Source organism: Bifidobacterium sp. ESL0728 (genome assembly GCF_029392015.1).
Taxonomy (GTDB): Bacteria; Actinomycetota; Actinomycetes; order Actinomycetales; family Bifidobacteriaceae; genus Bifidobacterium.
Genome location: NZ_CP113925.1, coordinates 1,008,286 through 1,025,373, shown reverse-complemented (window position 1 = coordinate 1,025,373; position 17,088 = coordinate 1,008,286). Strand labels below are relative to the sequence as shown.

The 17,088-nt window shown below is 58.3% G+C and carries 13 protein-coding genes; 5 read left to right on the top strand and 8 right to left on the bottom strand.

What is annotated here, in order from left to right:
* Positions 1–110 precede the first annotated feature (110 nt).
* The 4 genes from OZX67_RS03755 to OZX67_RS03740 all read left to right on the top strand — a co-directional run bounded on the left by OZX67_RS03755 (position 111) and on the right by OZX67_RS03740 (position 2,101).
* On the top strand, positions 111–593 hold the full coding sequence (locus OZX67_RS03755) for a hypothetical protein (RefSeq protein ID WP_277144320.1): 483 nt from the start codon (positions 111–113) through the stop codon (positions 591–593).
* Complete coding sequence (locus OZX67_RS03750; protein ID WP_277144318.1) at positions 590–763, top strand: hypothetical protein; 174 nt, start codon at positions 590–592, stop codon at positions 761–763. The genes OZX67_RS03755 and OZX67_RS03750 overlap by 4 nt, the downstream gene beginning before the upstream one ends.
* Positions 764–972: 209 nt before the next feature.
* Entirely contained in the window at positions 973–1,749 is a 777-nt protein-coding gene (locus OZX67_RS03745) for an NlpC/P60 family protein (protein WP_277144316.1), read from the top strand.
* A 10-nt stretch (positions 1,750–1,759) separates the two neighbouring features.
* On the top strand, positions 1,760–2,101 hold the full coding sequence (locus OZX67_RS03740) for a holin (RefSeq protein WP_277144314.1): 342 nt from the start codon (positions 1,760–1,762) through the stop codon (positions 2,099–2,101).
* Between the two features lie 293 nt (positions 2,102–2,394).
* Here the strand turns inward: OZX67_RS03740 and OZX67_RS03735 are convergent, their stop codons facing one another.
* From OZX67_RS03735 to OZX67_RS03700, 8 genes are all read right to left on the bottom strand, one after another.
* Positions 2,395–3,408: a Ppx/GppA family phosphatase gene (locus OZX67_RS03735; RefSeq protein ID WP_277144311.1), complete on the bottom strand. Its 1,014-nt coding sequence runs from the start codon at positions 3,406–3,408 to the stop codon at positions 2,395–2,397.
* Positions 3,409–3,658: 250 nt separating this feature from the next.
* Positions 3,659–4,180, bottom strand: coding sequence for a DUF501 domain-containing protein (locus OZX67_RS03730; RefSeq protein WP_277144905.1), 522 nt, complete (start codon positions 4,178–4,180; stop codon positions 3,659–3,661).
* Positions 4,181–4,491: 311 nt separating this feature from the next.
* Positions 4,492–5,154 (bottom strand): septum formation initiator family protein, encoded by a 663-nt coding sequence (locus OZX67_RS03725; RefSeq protein WP_277144309.1) that lies wholly within the window; start codon positions 5,152–5,154, stop codon positions 4,492–4,494.
* A gap of 94 nt (positions 5,155–5,248) precedes the next feature.
* Complete coding sequence (gene eno / locus OZX67_RS03720) at positions 5,249–6,544, bottom strand: phosphopyruvate hydratase (protein ID WP_277144307.1); 1,296 nt, start codon at positions 6,542–6,544, stop codon at positions 5,249–5,251.
* 261 nt (positions 6,545–6,805) lie between these two features.
* On the bottom strand, positions 6,806–10,330 hold the full coding sequence (gene mfd, locus OZX67_RS03715; protein ID WP_277144903.1) for a transcription-repair coupling factor: 3,525 nt from the start codon (positions 10,328–10,330) through the stop codon (positions 6,806–6,808).
* A 133-nt stretch (positions 10,331–10,463) separates the two neighbouring features.
* Positions 10,464–11,063: an aminoacyl-tRNA hydrolase gene (gene pth, locus OZX67_RS03710; protein WP_277144305.1), complete on the bottom strand. Its 600-nt coding sequence runs from the start codon at positions 11,061–11,063 to the stop codon at positions 10,464–10,466.
* A gap of 193 nt (positions 11,064–11,256) precedes the next feature.
* A complete protein-coding gene (locus tag OZX67_RS03705; RefSeq protein ID WP_277144303.1) occupies positions 11,257–11,748 on the bottom strand; it encodes a GNAT family N-acetyltransferase in 492 nt (163 codons plus the stop codon).
* 220 nt (positions 11,749–11,968) lie between these two features.
* A complete protein-coding gene (locus OZX67_RS03700) occupies positions 11,969–15,235 on the bottom strand; it encodes a UPF0182 family protein (RefSeq protein WP_277144301.1) in 3,267 nt (1,088 codons plus the stop codon).
* A 439-nt stretch (positions 15,236–15,674) separates the two neighbouring features.
* Between OZX67_RS03700 and brnQ the strand changes: the two genes are divergently transcribed.
* The gene (gene brnQ, locus OZX67_RS03695; protein ID WP_277144900.1) at positions 15,675–17,024 is read left to right on the top strand and encodes a branched-chain amino acid transport system II carrier protein; all 1,350 of its coding nucleotides are present in this window, start codon (positions 15,675–15,677) and stop codon (positions 17,022–17,024) included.
* The last annotated feature ends 64 nt before the right edge of the window (positions 17,025–17,088 follow it).

Here is a 17,088-nt window from a genome sequence, read left to right as displayed (position 1 = left end):
CCGCCCGGTCATGTCAAGCCCATCACCCGAAGGACCACTCCGGTCGTACATATCCTCGACCGGAGGGGACAACAAAGAGTATCGCACAACACGGAAAGAAGGCAGGACCGATGGATTTCCCGGACGGGATGCCCTGGTGGGCGGTGATCGCGGTGGTGGCGGTGCAGGCGGCGGTGTCGGTGGCCGTGGCCGTCATCCAGTCGAACAGGCTCAACCTGCACGCCACGAACACGCTGAAAAGCGCGGACGAGAAGGACCGCGCCGACATCGAGGAGCAGATCAAGAACTCGCCCACCATCAAACGGATGGAGAAGAAGTTCGGCAACGATTACGAGCATTTCACGGAGCTTGACAAAATGGTCCGCGACATCAAGCTCCTGGTGCTGCGCGGCAGCCTGCTGCGCGACCCGCGCAGCCGGGCCGAGCACGAGGACATGCTCGCCAACGGGCGGGAATACATCGGGATGGGCGGCAACGGCGTGGGCCATATCCGCTACCGGATGCTCCAGCAGGAATACCGGTGGCGCGCGGAGCACGACGACTGGGACTATTCGCGCCCGGTGTCCGAGGAAGCCTACAAGGAGGAATCATGACACGGATCAAGGCATTCGCCAGAAAGCACAGGCTCGCCCTGGAGGTAGCGGGCGTCGTCCTGGCGCTGGCCCTGCTGGGCATCGTCATAGGTGTGACCGTGTGCGCGGTCGTGGAGGCCTGCGGGCTGACCATGCTGGCGGTCCTGCTGTGGCTGCTCTCCTGCGTCTGACCGAACGATTTTCCAAACAAAACAAAACCGAGGCCGTCCCAAACCGGGACGGCCTTTTTCATGCCCGGAAACGGGAGAAAGCGAGGCCATCATGGCCGACATCATCCAACCCACCCAACACCAGCCGCAGGGCAGCACCCCGCCGCCAGAAGGCGTGCAGGTGATCAGCGAGGAAGAGGCGCTCCAGGCGCTTGAGGGAGGCGAGTGACATGGGCAACATCAACACGCTGATCGCGCGCATGCGCTACTGGTGCGCCGTCGCCAACCTCGGCTACTCGCAGGGCGACCGGTGGGACTTCCGCAACGGCGGCAACTGCGACTGCAGCTCGCTGGTCATCCACTGCCTGCAGGAGGCCGGCTTCGACACCGGCGGGGCGACCTATACCGGCAACATGAGCGCCAACCTCACCGCGCGCGGCTTCCGCCGCCTGCCCAACAACGGCGACCCCCGGCCCGGCGACATCCTGCTCAACGACGCCGACCACACCGCCGTCTACCTCGGAGGCGGGCTGCTCGCGCAGGCCTCCTGCTCCGAACACCATTCCGTGTACGGCACGGGCGGCGACCAGACCGGCCACGAGACCAACATCAGCCGCTACTACAACTTCCCCTGGAACTGCTACCTGCGCTACGGTGCCGACGCGTCCACCGCCAGCGGCCAGCTCGCCGTCGACGGCGCATGCGGACCCGCCACCGTGGGCAAATGGCAGGCCGTGATGGGCACACCCGTCGACGGCGTCATCAGCGGGCAGGTGCAGCCGGTCGGCAACTGGGGACGCCCCGCACTCAACGCCTACTCCTACGGGCGCGGCGGCAGCATGCTCGTCCGCGCCGTGCAGCGCAGCCTCGGTCTGACGGTCGACGGGCTGCTCGGCCCCGACACCATCCGCGCCATCCAGGCACACCTCGGCGTCGCCCAGGACGGCTACTTCGGCCCCGGCACCGTACGCGCCCTCCAGGCCCGACTCAACCAGAACACCTTCTAAGGAGACGAACATGGCAGAAGAAGAACCACGCCACGCGCTGCCAAAGCGGGACGACATGCGGCAGGGCCTCGAACGCAAGACCGACGACCGGACCGACTACACGTCAGCCACCAAACCAGACGGAAGCAAACCCGCCTGGCAATGGCTCAAAGCCGCAGGCATACGCGCCATCAAGACCGCAGCACAATCCGCGCTCGCCGCGATACCCACCACCGCCGCCACCATCGGCAGCGTCAACTGGACCATCGTCGCCGGCACCGCCGCACTCGCCGCAGTCATCAGCATCATCACCTCGATCGCCGGCATCCCCGAAGTCGACGGCGGCACTAGCCTCCCTCAACTCAACAAATAACCCAAGTGCCCTGCACCGGACTAGACTCTGGTGCAGGGCACTTTTTGCATTTCTGAATCTAATAAACCCCGACATCACTAAGTATCATGACAAGTCATTCTGAGTTCATTTTGAGTTCATATTGGCATTATTTAGGGTGATTTAACGTGATTTACGATGAAGTTGACAGTAAGGTCGAACAAGCTGAAACATCAATTGGGAGTAAGTCTAATCCTACTCCCAATTAACAATTCAGAGAACACAGAAAATCGCACAATGTGGGTTCGAGTCCCACCGGGGGTACTTTTGATACGCTATTTCTTCAGTAACCTCATGCCGTAATCCAGCACGATACCGTCCAAGAGGCCGTGGTCGCTGGAAATGAAGGAGTCGATCGGAGTGCCGTGGTCAAGTTGCGCGGCTTCGGAAACCTTGGTAAGAAGACGGTTCCAGACCAGCGCTCCCCCGCCGACCACGTCGATACGGCCGGGATGGATGGTCTTGTAGGTGGAACGTTCGGCTCGCGTCATATTGAGGAAACGGTTGTCCACTTCGAAAATATCCTTATACGACACCCGTACGCCGTCGACGGCACGATGGTCGTAAACCTTCAAGCCCAGCACCAGCGCGGTCATCGTGGTCACGGTCCCGGAAACACCGATGATGGTGCGGGTCTTGCCGGCCGGCACATGTTCGAACGCTTCATCGATATGGCGGTCAATGTCCTCGCTCGCCTCGGCGATTTCGGCTTGTGTCGGCGGATCGGTGAGCAAATGGCGTTCCGTCATACGAACCGAGCCGATGTTCATCGAAAACGCGGACTGCACGCTCGTAGCCGGCGCGGACTTGCCGTCGCCGCCCATCACCATTTCGGTGGATCCTCCGCCAAGATCGACTACAAGGTACGGGGCTTCAAGACCTTTGCGCGGCACGCTGCCAGTGGCTCCCAGAAAACTCAGCGCGGCCTCTTCGGTTCCGGGAATCACTTCAGGGCGAATCCCCAGAATCGAGAAGATGCCATCTTCGAATTCCTTGCGGTTCTCGGCGTCCCTGGTTGCCGAAGTGGCGACGAAACGCAACCCGTCGGCTGGATGTTCCTTCAAAATCTCGGCAAAATCCCTGGCAGCGGCATAGGCTCGTTGAAGCGCGTCATCGGCGAACCGATGGGTCTTGTCCACATCCTGACCAAGCCTGATGACCTGCAGTACGCGAGGGACGACATCCTCGACGCTGCCGTCGGCAAACACCTTGGAGACCTTGAGCCGTATGGAATTGGTGCCGCAATCGATTCCGGCAACGGTCACAAAATCCTTGGTTTCGTCTTTCATGCTCCACCATCCATTTTTCGTCTCGTTCGTTTTCTTTGTCTTCGACATTATCCGTCAGACGCAACATTGTGGACGCTTCGGGGCGAGCCAAACCCGACGCTATGCCGCGACACGCGCGAATCCGTCGGTTCGGGCGGAATCTTCGAGGTGAAAAATCGCCTCTCGATTCAACCGGCCAGCCGAGAATACCAAAGACATATCCGATTTGCCATCGAAAAATCATCGTCAGAACGGGCCACCTGGCGACCCATCAATCGAGCCGCGTGGTGCAACGGCAAACGTTCGGGTCGAACTCGTCGGCGATACGCTCCAGCACCATGTCGCCGATGGGATTGGCGCCTTTGCCCATCACCAACGTCTGCGCCACCAAGGCGTGCAGGCATTTGACACGTACGGGCATCCCACCGGCGCTTGTACCCACGATGTGTTCCTCGCTGTCTCCAAGACGCGTCGCAAGCTCGTGGCGGAAGGCAAGGTAGAGCAGATGCGCACGCTCGTATTGTCCGTGAATCGTCTCATCGTGCTGGACCAGATCGGTATAGTGCTGCATCGAACCGTCGGCTTCCACACGCGAAACAGCCTTTGTCGCCTCCGGACTGGTCAGATAACAGGTCGTGGGGAACGGCGTGCCGTCGGGCAGCACGGGGCGAGTCACCACGGCCAGAGGCCTGCCGCACACGCAACGCGCGCCTACGACGACCATACCGCGCGGAAAACGCCCAAGTTGCTTCTTTACCAGAGCGACATCTTCATCGCTGGCATTGTCGGCCATCGCACGATCTACCAGATCTTTGGCCCGGGCCTTGAGGCTGGTTTCGTCAATCCCGCTGGACGGGGTGTCAACTTTATCGCCGGCTACAGATTGCCGTTGCGTGTCCTGTAAGTTCAGATTCGCGGAATTCGCGGTTTTCGATTGTTTTTCTTGCACACTGTTCCTTGTTCGTTACGAGTTTTTTTGAGTTGCTCTTGCGCATCTCTATTATGCGAAAATTCATTATTTTCGAATTTGGATATCCAAATCGGCAATTGCCAGGAAGAAACCATCAGGAATACTCGACTGGATTATTCCACATTCACAACCGGTTATTGGTTGCCTGTATTCGCCCCGGTTTTGGCGTTGCCACCGCTCTGGTTGCCCGCACCGGTCTTCTGTCCGGCCTTGTTCTGGGTGTTCGTGACATTCTTGTTATCGTTTTTGTTATCCGTTTGATTGGATTTGTCATCCGAATTCGAGCCATTATCGATTTGCCCGCCCACGGCTTTGGGAGTCGTGACCTCACTGGTCTTGCTCTTTTTCAACGGCTCATCGGCTTTTTTGAAACCGTAGGCAAGTTCGCGATACCACGGCAAGGCTGGTTTGTCCGAATCGACGTCATTCTGATTCGTACTGTCGGATTTCGGCTTTTCGCCGGTGACCGCTTCAGGGTGTTCGACATGGATGGCCTGCTCGCCAGGGAATACAAATCCGAGCCGTTCGCGTGCCTGCGCGGTGACATAGGCATTGTCGTTCCAGCGGGAGATATCGTTCTCCAAATTCTGTTTTTTGGCCACCAACGCGGCTTCCTGACGCTTCAGTCCGTTGAGTTCGGCGAGGTTCAACGCATAGCTGTGGAACGTCGCAGCCAGCTGGATAGCACCAAGGACCACGATGAAAAACGCAACGAAGAACGCAATCGGTCCGGAACCGCGACGCTTGTTCTGCTTCTTGTCGCTCTCCGTTTTGTCTTTGTTCTTCGTATTGCCCATAAAACATAAAATACCCGTCACATTCGACTCAGCAGAGCGAATGTGACGGGCAAAGCTCACAGCGCAACCGCGCTGCGAATGGCCTTAGACGAAGTTACTTGACGTACTTCTTGCAGGCCTTGAAGGCGGAATAGCCGGCGTACTCAGCGGTGGAGCCAAGCTCCTCCTCGATCTCGAGCAGGCGGTTGTACTTCGCGATGCGCTCGCCACGGGCAGGAGCACCGGTCTTGATCTGACGGGTGTTCTTGGCGACGGCGAGGTCGGCGATGGTGGTGTCCGGGGTCTCGCCGGAACGGTGGGAGACCATGGAGGTGAAGCCGTTGGCCGTGGCGAGCTCGATGGCATCGAGCGTCTCGGTGACGGTGCCGATCTGGTTGAGCTTGACGAGCAGGCTGTTGGCAGCGTGCAGGTCGATGCCCTTCTGCAGGCGCTTCGGGTTGGTCACGAGCAGATCGTCGCCGACGAACTGGAGCTTGTCGCCCATTTCGGCGGTGATCTTCTGCCATGCAGGCCAATCCTCTTCGGCGAACGGATCCTCGATGGAGACCAGCGGATACTTGGAGACGAGCTCCTTGTAGTAATCGAGCATGTAGTCGGCATCGCGATCGGCGCCGTCGAAGTGGTACTTGTTGGTGTCCTTGTTGTAGAACTCGGAGGAAGCCACATCGAGGCACAGGCCGATCTGACGGCCGGGCTCGTAACCCGCGGCCTCAATGGCCTTCATGATGTACTTGAGGGAGTCCTCGTTGTCCTTCATCTTCGGAGCGAAACCGCCTTCGTCGCCGAGACCGGTGTCGTGGCCGTCCTTCTTGAGGATGCCCTTGAGGGTGTGATAGACCTCGACGCCTGCACGCAGAGCGTCGCTGTAGGTCTCGAAGCCGTACGGGGAAATCATGTATTCCTGGATGTCGGTGGCGAAATCAGCGTGCGCACCGCCGTTCATGATGTTCATGTTCGGAACCGGCAGGATGTGGCCGTTGGTGCCGCCGATGTAGCGGTAGAGCGGCAGTTCGGCGGATTCCGCAGCGGCGTAAAGAGCCGCGAGCGAGACGCCGAGGATGGCGTTGGCGCCGAGCTTGCCCTTGTTGGGGGTGCCGTCGAGCTCGATCATGGTCTCGTCGAGGGCGCGCTGGTCGGTGGCATCCATGCCGATGACCTTGGGCGCGATGGTCTCGTTGACGGCCTTGACCGCTTCGAGAACACCCTTGCCGTTGTAACGGGACTTGTCGCCGTCGCGACGCTCCCATGCCTCGGCCTCGCCGGTCGAAGCGCCGGAGGGAACCAGGCCGATGCCTTCGGCACCATCAACGGTGTCGAGAACTACCTTGACGGTTGGGTTTCCACGGGAATCGAGAATTTCGCTGGCATAAACGCTTTCAATTGCTGCCACAATTACTCCTTAAGTATGGACTTGCACTAACAGTTCCAAGGTTAATGCGTTTGATGGACGTAAACAGACGAAATCGGGCAATATTTGTGAGCGTTCACATGTGTAATTTTCATAGAATTTCTGGACCCAAGAATCCTGTTGCCTGTTGCTTCTGCAACTTGGAGACGCAGGCACCGAAACCGACGCGACAAATTCAACCACTCAAAAACGGGGTCCGAGCCTTTCCGGTTTCAAACCCCATTGTGAATCTCCATACCTCGCTCAGCTCTGCTTGGGTTTGCCTGTCCACGCGAGGTCTTCGAGCAGCTGGTCGGCCCAGCCCATCACCTCGGGGCTGGTCATGGGTTTGCTGCCCATCGAGCCACCGAACGGCGCGGGAATCAAGAGCGTATGAGCCACCGGACGGTATTGTGTACCCTTATAAATCCGAGAAAGTCGCATTTGCAGGGATTCAGGCGGGTCAATCTTGGCGATGCGCACGCGGTTGCCTTGCGTCACGATCTCGGAAATGCCAAGTGCACGGGCCTTACTACGCAGTCTGGCGACGTCAAAGAGCGTGTCAAATTCCTCGGGCAGCGAGCCGTAACGATCGGTCAATTCCTCTCGCAGTTCTGTGAGATCCTGCTCGGTGCGCGCACTGGCCAGCTTTCGATAGGCCTCAAGACGCAGCTTGTCCGAATCGATGTAATCGACCGGAATTGAAGCCTCGATGGGCAGGTCGATGGTGACGGCGACGGATTCCTTGCGCTCGGGCTCCTTGTACTTTTCGACGGCATCGGAGACCATACGCACGTACAGGTCGAAGCCGACGCCCTCGATGTGACCGCTCTGCTCGCCGCCCAGGAGGTTGCCGGTGCCGCGCAGTTCGAGATCCTTCATCGCCACGTCGAATCCGCTTCCCAGCGCCGTGTTCTGGGCGATGGTGGCCAAACGGTCGTGCGACTGCTGGGTCATGGGCTTGCTTGGGTCGTAAAGGAAGTAGGCGTAAGCGCGTTCGCGGCCGCGGCCCACACGGCCACGTAGCTGGTGGAGCTGGCTCAAGCCGAAACGGTCGGCATGGTCGACGATCAGCGTGTTGGCATTGGTGATATCGAGGCCAGTTTCGATGATTGTAGTACAAACAAGCACATCGATGTCACGGTGCCAGAAGTCCTGGATGATGTTGTCGAGCTGCTTCTCCCCCATCTTGCCGTGCGCGATGCCGATTTTCGCCTCGGGCACCAATTCGTGGATTTTCGCGGCTGTCTTGTCAATGTCATTGACGCGGTTATGCACGTAGAAGACCTGGCCTCCGCGCAGAAGCTCACGTCGGATCGCGGCGGTGACCTGCGCATCCTCGTAGGCACCAACGTAGGTGAGCACTGGAAGACGGTCTTCAGGAGGGGTCGCGAGCGTCGACATCTCACGAATGCCGGTGACGGCCATTTCCAGCGTTCTGGGAATCGGTGTAGCAGAAAGCGAAAGCACATCGATGTTGGTGCGCAGCGCCTTCAGCGTCTCCTTATGTTCGACACCGAAACGCTGTTCCTCGTCGATGATGAGAAGCCCCAGATCCTTGAATTTGATTTTCGGGTTCAGCAGCTTATGGGTGCCGATGACGACATCAACAAACCCGGATTCCAAGCCCTTGAGCGTCTCGTCAATCTCTTTTTTGGTCTGGAACCGGCTCATTGCAGCCACATGGACAGGGAACCCTTCATAACGTTCGGTGAACGTCTCGTAATGCTGCTGCACCAGAAGCGTGGTCGGGGCGAGGATGGCGACTTGCTTGCCGTCCTGCACGGCCTTGAACGCGGCACGCACCGCGATTTCGGTTTTGCCGAAGCCGACGTCGCCGCAGATCAAGCGGTCCATCGGCACAGGCTTTTCCATGTCGGCCTTGACCTCGTCGATGGTGGTGAGCTGGTCGGCCGTCTCCTGATACGGGAAGGCGTCCTCGAGTTCCTTTTGCCACGGGGTGTCGGGGCTGAACGCGAAGCCTTTGGCCTGCTGGCGGGCGGAATAGAGCTTGACCAAGTCGTCGGCAATCTCGTGGACGTGTTTGCGGGCCTTGGCCTTGGTCTGGGCCCAGTCGGAACCGCCGAGTTTGTTGAGCTTGGGCTTGTCGGCACCGATGTATTTGGAGACCTGATCGAGCTGGTCGGTGGGGATGAAAAGCTTGTCCGGCGGCGCGTTGCGCTTGGACGGGGCGTATTCGATAACCAGATATTCGCGGGTGGCACGGTTGGCGCCGACACCGGTGGTGCGCTGGCGCATCTCAACGAATTGGCCGATACCGTGCTGCTCGTGGACGATGTAATCTCCGGCCTTCAGCTCCATCAGGTCGATGGCCTTGTGACGGCGGTGTGAGGTCTTCTGTTGGGCGACAGCGCTGGTCTTGCCAGTCAGGTCGCGTTCGGTGAGGAGGGCGAATTTGGCGGCGGCATCGATGAAACCATCCATGGCCTGCGAACGCACGGTGTCGAAACGCGTCACGCCGGTCTGGCCGAGCGCACGCTTGAGCCTTGACAGCGTGCCATTGGCAGCGGCCGTGATGGTCACTTCAAAGCCGTCGTCTATCAGCCCTTCAACACCTGTGGTGGCTCGCTTTTCGTCGCCACGATATTCCTCGGGAACCTTCGCATCAAGCTGGACATGACCAGACATCGTCTTGTCGACGCCGAAACTCGTGAGCCTCCACACGTCATGGTTGGAGAATTCCAGCGAACGAATGGTCTCATCGAAATCAAGGAAGCTCGCCTGATCAAAGCTGATGGGCGCACCGGCACCGTGGCCGCTGGCAGCCACGTGCCAGCTCGCAGCGAGGAACTCATTGGCGGTTTTGGCAAGGTCGGCGGCGGCGCGACGCAACTTCTCGGGGTCGGAAAGCATGATGACCGCGTCGCGGGGCAGCATCGTGGCCACCGGCTGCATATCGTCAATCAGCGCGGGAATCAGCGATTCCATGCCCTCCACGGGAATGGAGTCAGCGATGGATTGCAGCATATCGTCGGCGTTGGGAATCCGGCCAATCAACGATTTGGCGCGGGCGCGCACTTTGTCGGTCAGCTGCAGCTCACGGCAGGGCGTGGCCCAAATGGTCTCAATATTGTCACCGTAGGTGCGCTGATCGGAAGCATGGAATTCCTTGATGGTGTCGATCTCGTCGCCGAAGAATTCGATACGCACCGGGTGCGGCAAAGTCGGTGGAAAGACATCGACAATGCCACCACGCACAGCGAACTCGCCGCGATTGACCACTAGATCGACGCGCGTATAAGCATTCTCGACCAATCGTGCAGAAACCTCGTCCAGCGGAATCTCGCTGCCAACCTTGAACACCAACGGTTCCACGTCGCCCAAACCGGCCACCACCGGCTGAATCAGCGAACGCACCGGCATCACGAGAATGCGAATCGGGCCGAACATCTCGCTGTGCTCTTGAGGATGGCAAAGCCTGCGGAAGACGGCCATGCGGCTGGCCACCGTGTCGGCACGTGGCGAAAGCCGTTCGTGTGGCAGGGTCTCCCAAGCCTCAAGCTGGCTAACTTCGCCCGGGTCTCCCCCGTACCACGAGCGTATCGAGTTGACGGTTTCCTCGGCTTCGCGGCTAGAAGACACCACCATCACCACGGAAGAATACTGCGCACGTGCGGCGGCTAGCGCCGGCCGGATGCCTTCGGGCGTACCAACGGTCAACGCCTGATCGGCGGCACCTTCCGGCGCTTCGATCTCGCCGGCCAATAGGTCGCGAAACGCTCCGTCATCGTCAAGACGTGGCAGAAACCCGGCAAGCGAACCGGACATATCCTGCAATTGCGGCTCTTGCTTCGAGTCTTGGCCCGATTCCTTTACCGGTTTGGTTTCTGGTTTTGATGTAGACGTTTCTGTTTTATCCTTCTTTGCCTGCTTTGATGCCTTGGCGGAACGACCCCTCGCTTCAGCGGCCATTGAAACGCTCCTGCGCCTCGCTCAGACCTTCGAACATGATGGTTTCCACCGCATCGGCACCGTCGGCGAGAAATTCGGGAAGTTCCTTGCGCTGGGCTGCGGAGAACCCGCCCAACACCCAGTTGACCGTGTTCTCGTGGGCGTGCGGGCCGCGTGCGGCGTGGCCGGTGCCCATGCGGACGCGCGAATACTTGTTGGTACCCAACGATTTGTCGATGGAGCGGATCCCGTTGTGTCCGCCTGCGGAACCGCCGGCCTTGACCTTGATCCGTCCGAAATCCAGATCCATATCGTCGTGGATGGCAATGACGCGACTCGGGTCGATGTCGTAATACTCCGAGATCGACGAGACGGCGTCGCCGGAATCATTCATATAGGTCAACGGCTTGGCCAAAAAGAACTTCATGCTCTTGCCGCTGAGATTCATCACGCCCTTGCCCAGATCGGCCAATCCCTTGTGGTCGCTGAAGCTCACCGACCAACGCTCCGCCAGCACATCGGCGACCATGAAGCCCATATTGTGGCGGGTGCCCTCGTACTTCTTGCCGGGGTTACCGAGTCCTGCGATCAGCCAGAATTGTGATGCCATCTCTCGCTTCATTCCTTCTTGTCGGCGATATACAAGCTATATATCAGGTCTGTTCAATGTAAACCGCCCGCGTCCAGGCATGGCAAAACACCCCGAAATGCGGTTATCTGATACCCATCATACCGATTCCAACCGACGCTTGACTACGCCTTACGACGAACCCGGCAAGTGACAATTCATCGATCCGCAGATATCACAAATTGAGGTACCAGTAAGACATATCGAGATAGCCGTGGCCGTTCCAGCAAGCCTGCGGCAGGAAACCGTAACGGGTGAAACCGAAATGATGCATCAGGGCGATGGAACCGGCGTTGCTGGCGAAAATCAGTCCGATGGCCTTACGATTGCCGAGTTCCCGCGCTTTGTTGAGTAACCAAGAGACCATCTGGGTGCCGTAGCCTTGATGCTGCGCGGCAGAAGCGATGTAATAGCTCAGTTCCACCACGCCGTCGTAGCCGGCCCGCGGGTGGAACCGCGACAGGGAACCGAAACCGACCACTTTCCCACTTTCATCTTCCATGACAACCACGGGAAAATCATGACGCGGCTCATGCTCGGCAACCCATTCGCGGCGCTGTTCGAGGGTACGCGGGGTCAGGTCGGCCGTGGACCCGCCGGCGACGACAGCCTCGTTGTAGATGTCGGTGATTGCTTGCAAATCACTGTCCAACGCCACTCGAATCATGGCTTCCTCTCTCTAAATCCGTTTACCGTTATCAAAAATATGCAATCCAGACCTGTCCGGGAACACACCGTTCAGATTTATCTGAAAACGGTATCATTCAGAATCGTCCGAAACGTTCAAACGCAGCCGAAAACCATATCATCTGAATATGGTAACGGCGTTATATGAACAATACATGAAATGCCATCGTTCGTATAACGCCGTTATCGTCGACTGCCGATTACTGTTGTTGGCCTTCCAACTGCAGGGCGCGGTTCAGCTGGTCGTTGAGCTCCTGCTGGGCCTTGCCATAGGCCGTCCAGTCGCCCTTCTTCATGGCGGCGTCGGAGTTCTTCATAGCTTGGCCCGCCTTGCTCAAGGCATCCTTCAGGTCAGGATTGCTCGCAGCCGCTCCAGAAGATCCCGAGGTGCCGGCATTGCCGTTCTTGCCATTGGTCTTGTCGGAATTGTCGCCTTGAGCAGCGGAATTGTCGGTTGAAGACGAACCACTGGCTGCGGCCCCGCCCTTGTTCTCGGCATCGCCCGCCGAAGCGCCGGAATCGCCGCCGAAGACCTGATCGAGCGCTTCATCCAAGGTGTCGGCGAAACCGACCTGATCGCCGAAGGCCACCAAGACCTTCTTCAAGAGCGGGAAGCTGGTAGCGCCGCTGGACTGGACGTAAACGGGCTCGACATACACCAGCCCGCCGCCCAAAGGCAGCGTCAGGAGGTTGCCACGCACCACCTTGGTGGAGCCGGTTCCCAAAAGGTTGAGTTCCTTGGAGACATCGGCGTTCGAATTGAAGTTGTTCTGTGCCTGGCCGGGACCGGGCACGTTGGCATCCTTCGGCAACTCCTGCAATCGTATGGTGCCGTAATTCGGCCCTATCTTGCCCTTGGTATCTCCTGCGTCGGAATCGACGGAGAGGAATCCGGTCAAAATCTCACGTGTAGAGCTGCCCGCCGGAATATAGGTGGAAGTCAACGAGAAGAGCGGCCGCTTGGAACCGCCTGTCTTCAGAGTCAGATAGTACGGCGGCTGCAGTACGTCGCGTTGCTGTGCATCCTTGGCCTCGGTTGGGTCGACAGGGGTCTGCCAGAAGTCCTCGCCCGAGAAGAACTGGCCGGGGCTGGTGACATGGTACTTGCTTAAGAGCTGGCGCTGGACCTTGAAGAGGCTTTCGGGGTAGCGCAGATGGCTCATCAGCTGGCCGGAGATATCCGAAATCGGATGGTATTGACCCGGGAAGATCTTCTGCCACGCCTTGATGACCGGATCCTTAGTGTCCCAAGTATAGAGATCGACCGAACCGTCGTAGGCGTCGACCGTGGCCTTCACCGAGTTGCGGATGTAGTTGGCAGGCTGCGAATTGAGCCCCTGCACCGTCTTGGAAGTGATTGTGGTCGAATCCTGCGTGGCCACGCCGAGATCGGTCATCTGCGAATACGGATAGGCAGCCGAAGTCGTATAGCCGTCGACGATCCATTTCACACGTCCATTGACCACAGCCGGATAAACACGTCCGTCGAGCGTCAGATATGGCGCAACCTTGGCCACACGGTCACGCGGGCTGCGATCGTAAAGAATCTGCGAGTCCGGTGTGACGCGGTCTGAGAAGAAGATCTGGTCACTGCCGAATCGGATGGCATAGAGCAGACGGGTCAGCATATTGTCGACCTTCGGCCCGCCGTTGCCTTCAAAGGTGTTGGAGGCACCGGTGGAACCCTTCGGGTAATCGAACTCCCACGGCGCGGTGCCCTTCGGCGAACCAACGATGGAGTATTCCGGCGAGTTCGGCGAGAAGTAGATGCGCGGCTCATAGTGCTGCGACTTCGTCAGCTTGCCCTGGGTGGGAATGCCGGATTCGAAGAACTCGGGATTGCCATCGCTGGTCACCTTGTTGCCGTAAGCGGCGACAACGCCATAGCCATGTGTGAAGACCGTGTGGTCGTTGACCCAGTTGCGGTTGTCGTTGCCATTGACATTGAGCTCGCGGGCTGCGATAACGGTGTCCTGGCTCTTGCCATCGATATCGTACTTATCGACCGCCAACGAATCGGCGAACATGTAATACTGTTTGGACTGCTGCAGCTGCTTGAACGTCGGCGAGATGACCTCCGGGTCGAGCAAGCGAATCTGCGCGGTGGTCTCGGGGTCGCTGGCCAAAGCACCGGACTGGCCGTGGGTGGTGGCGTTGTAGCCGCCGACCTTGACCTTGTCGAGACCATAAGCCTGCTGCGTAGCCTTGATATTGCGGGCGATATAGGACGATTCCATCTCCTGCTCGTTCGGGCTGACCTTGAAACGCTGCAGAAGCATCGGCCAGAGCATGCCGAGCACGATGGCCACGACCACAACGGCGGCGATGGCGATCATCGGCACACGCCAAGCCTTCACGGCAGCCACCACACGGACATCAGGCGAAGCAGGTCCGTCGAAGGAATGCGAACGCATGAGCCAAATACCAAGCAAAAGGCCAAGAATCGCCGTCAGACCGGCAAGAATGAACGTCACCGGAACGTTGGCATGCACTGTGGTGTAGTTGGCGCCGGTGAAGCGGTTGCCTACCTGGGTCAGCGTATTGAAAACGCCGATGACCTGACGAACGGACCAAGCGAGCATGTTGAGGATGAACCAGACGCTGATCTGGCGACGCGCGTATTTGGTCATCGTCATGATGCCATGGCCGTTGACCGGCATGGTGATGCGGATGCCACCCATGGCGAAATGCGTGACTATCGAGAAGAGCAGGCCGAAGAAGAGCAGCATTCTCAGCGCTGAAAGCATGAGGTTCACGCCGGGAAGAATAAAGACATAGAAGCCGTTGTCGATGCCGAACTGCGGGTCGGTGACGCCGAACGGCTGTGCGTGGAACATCAAAAGGACTTCGGACCAGTTCGAGTTGAACTGCGCACCAAAAATCAGACCGACAATCAACGAGACAACGACAGCCACGCGCCTGGCCGTCTTGGAGCTCACCGACTTGCCGATCTCGACGACATCGCCTTTGACACGGATAGTGGAGCCATCGGCGAAATCCGGACGCTTGCGTATGGCCATGGTAGCGGCAAAGTAGCTGACCAGCGCCATCAAAACCGCGAACGCGACCCACAGCCCGACCTTCGTCCAAAGCTGCGTCCACACCACCGACTGGAAGCCGAGCTGCCCGAACCACATCAGATCGGTGACGAAATGGTCAAGCCCGAACAGCAGGGCCAGAATCAGCACCACGACCACGACCACGCCGATGAAGACCTTCGTCCCCTTGGACGTGCCCTGGCCTTTCGGCTCGTTGTTCGGACGTCGCGTCAGACGCGGATTGCCTCCCCGCGGCGGCCAGAAATCACTCGCCGAGAAATTTGGATGCTTGTTGCCGGTGTGCGCATCGTCGTCCCCGTCGGTGTGAATATGCAGAATCGTAGGGTCGCCGTCATCGTCTTGCTGACGGTTACGGTTGGAACCATTGCGCGGGTCCGGGAACCCGCCGAAAAAGTCAAAGAAGGACATGCCCCAATCGTACCGAAAGGTGTCGCCCGTCACCTTTGAGCGAAGTATACATCTATACAATAATATTTATCATCTAAATACAATACGCAACGCCGTGTCTGCGCAATCAAACCAAAACCAATAGTGCCAATACCACATACAAGGCGGCCCCGCGAAAAATCGAATTGAACGTATCCTGTTTTCAACGATGCAGCACGATAACGTAGACGACTCAGACGTATTACGCAAATAAACCGAGAATATTCGGCAATCATCTCAAGAACACCATATAACATACTCAGCCGGTCCTTGTTATATAGTGAGCGTCATCAGCGTACATCATGCGATGATTTTTTGCAATATAAAATACTCAGGAGTCAGCATGTCCCAAACAACGAGCGAACCCGTCGAGCCAAAAGCCAGCGACAGTTCTCAGCAAAAGTCCAAAGAACCAAAATCGATGAAACTTTCCGGCAAACACCGGCTGGTCATAGCGTTTACCTTCTTCTCCATGTTCTTTGGCGCCGGCAACCTTATTTTCCCGCCGCTGATGGGCGCACAAGCGCAATCCGCAACACTGCCTGCCACCATCGGCTTCATCGTTTCGGCTGTGGGATTGCCGATTCTCGGCGTGCTGGCCGTCGCCTCCGCAGGCGGCTTCGAACATCTGGCCTCACGAGTCTCTCCTAAATTCGCCGCAGTTTTGGCCTTTGTGATCATCATGGCCATCGGCCCCTGCTTCGCCATCCCCCGCACGGCCACGACCTCCTACGAAATGGCCATCACCCCGTTCGCCGGCGAAAACAACCGCGTGGCATTGCTGATTTATTCGCTGGTCTTCTTCACGTTGTCATTCATCCTGAGCCAACACCCCGAAAAGCTTTCGAAATCGCTGGGACGTTTCATGGGCCCGCTGCTGCTCGTGCTTATCGCGGTCATGTTCGTCGCCTGCATCTTCATCAGCCACGCACCGCTCGGCAAGCCGTTCGGAGAGTATGCGCACGGTTCGCTGGTCTACGGGTTCATCAACGGCTATCAGACCATGGATCTTCTGGCCGCGCTGTACTTCGGCATCGTCATTTCCGCCAACATTTCGGAGTTCGGCGTCACCGATACCAAAGCGAACCGGCGCGAAACCGGCATCGCAGGTACCGGCGCAGGCATTCTGCTTATCATCATCTATGCCGCACTCTCCTTCATCGGCGCGGTGAGCGGGTCCATCAAAACCGCCAATGGTAAGAACGACACTGGTGCCACCGTGCTCACCAACCTCACCACCTCGGCCTTCGGCTCCATCGGCACCGCCTTCGTCGGCCTCATCTTCGTGCTCGCCTGCTTCAACGTCTGCACCGGTCTCATCTCGACCTGCGCGACCTATTTCGAAAACACCTTCCCCACTGTTTTCGGCCATCCCGTGAAGTATCGTGCCTGGAGCGTCTTCTTCGCCGTCTTCAGCTTCATCGTTTCGAACGCCGGCCTAAGCGCCATCATCACCGTCTCGCTGCCGGTGCTCGGCGCACTTTACCCCATCGCCATCGTACTGGTGCTGCTCAATCTTGTTCAAAAGCCGTTCTCGTCCAAGTTCCCGCGCGTTTATTTCTGGACGGTGCTGCTGGTCGCGGTTTACACGATTTTCGACTGCATCGTCAAATTGCTCGCCGTTTTCGGCCTTTCCCTGACAACGGTAAGCAACGCATTGGCTCAATTGCCGCTCTATAGCACGCAGCTGACATGGCTTATCCCCGCAGCCGCAGGCATTGTTATCGGCGTCATCGATAGTTTGATTCGCCGCTCCCACCAAACCGCCTGAGACCGATTACATTTGTGGGGCTTTGCCCTCAACGGACAGAGCCCCACAATATTAATGACGTTTT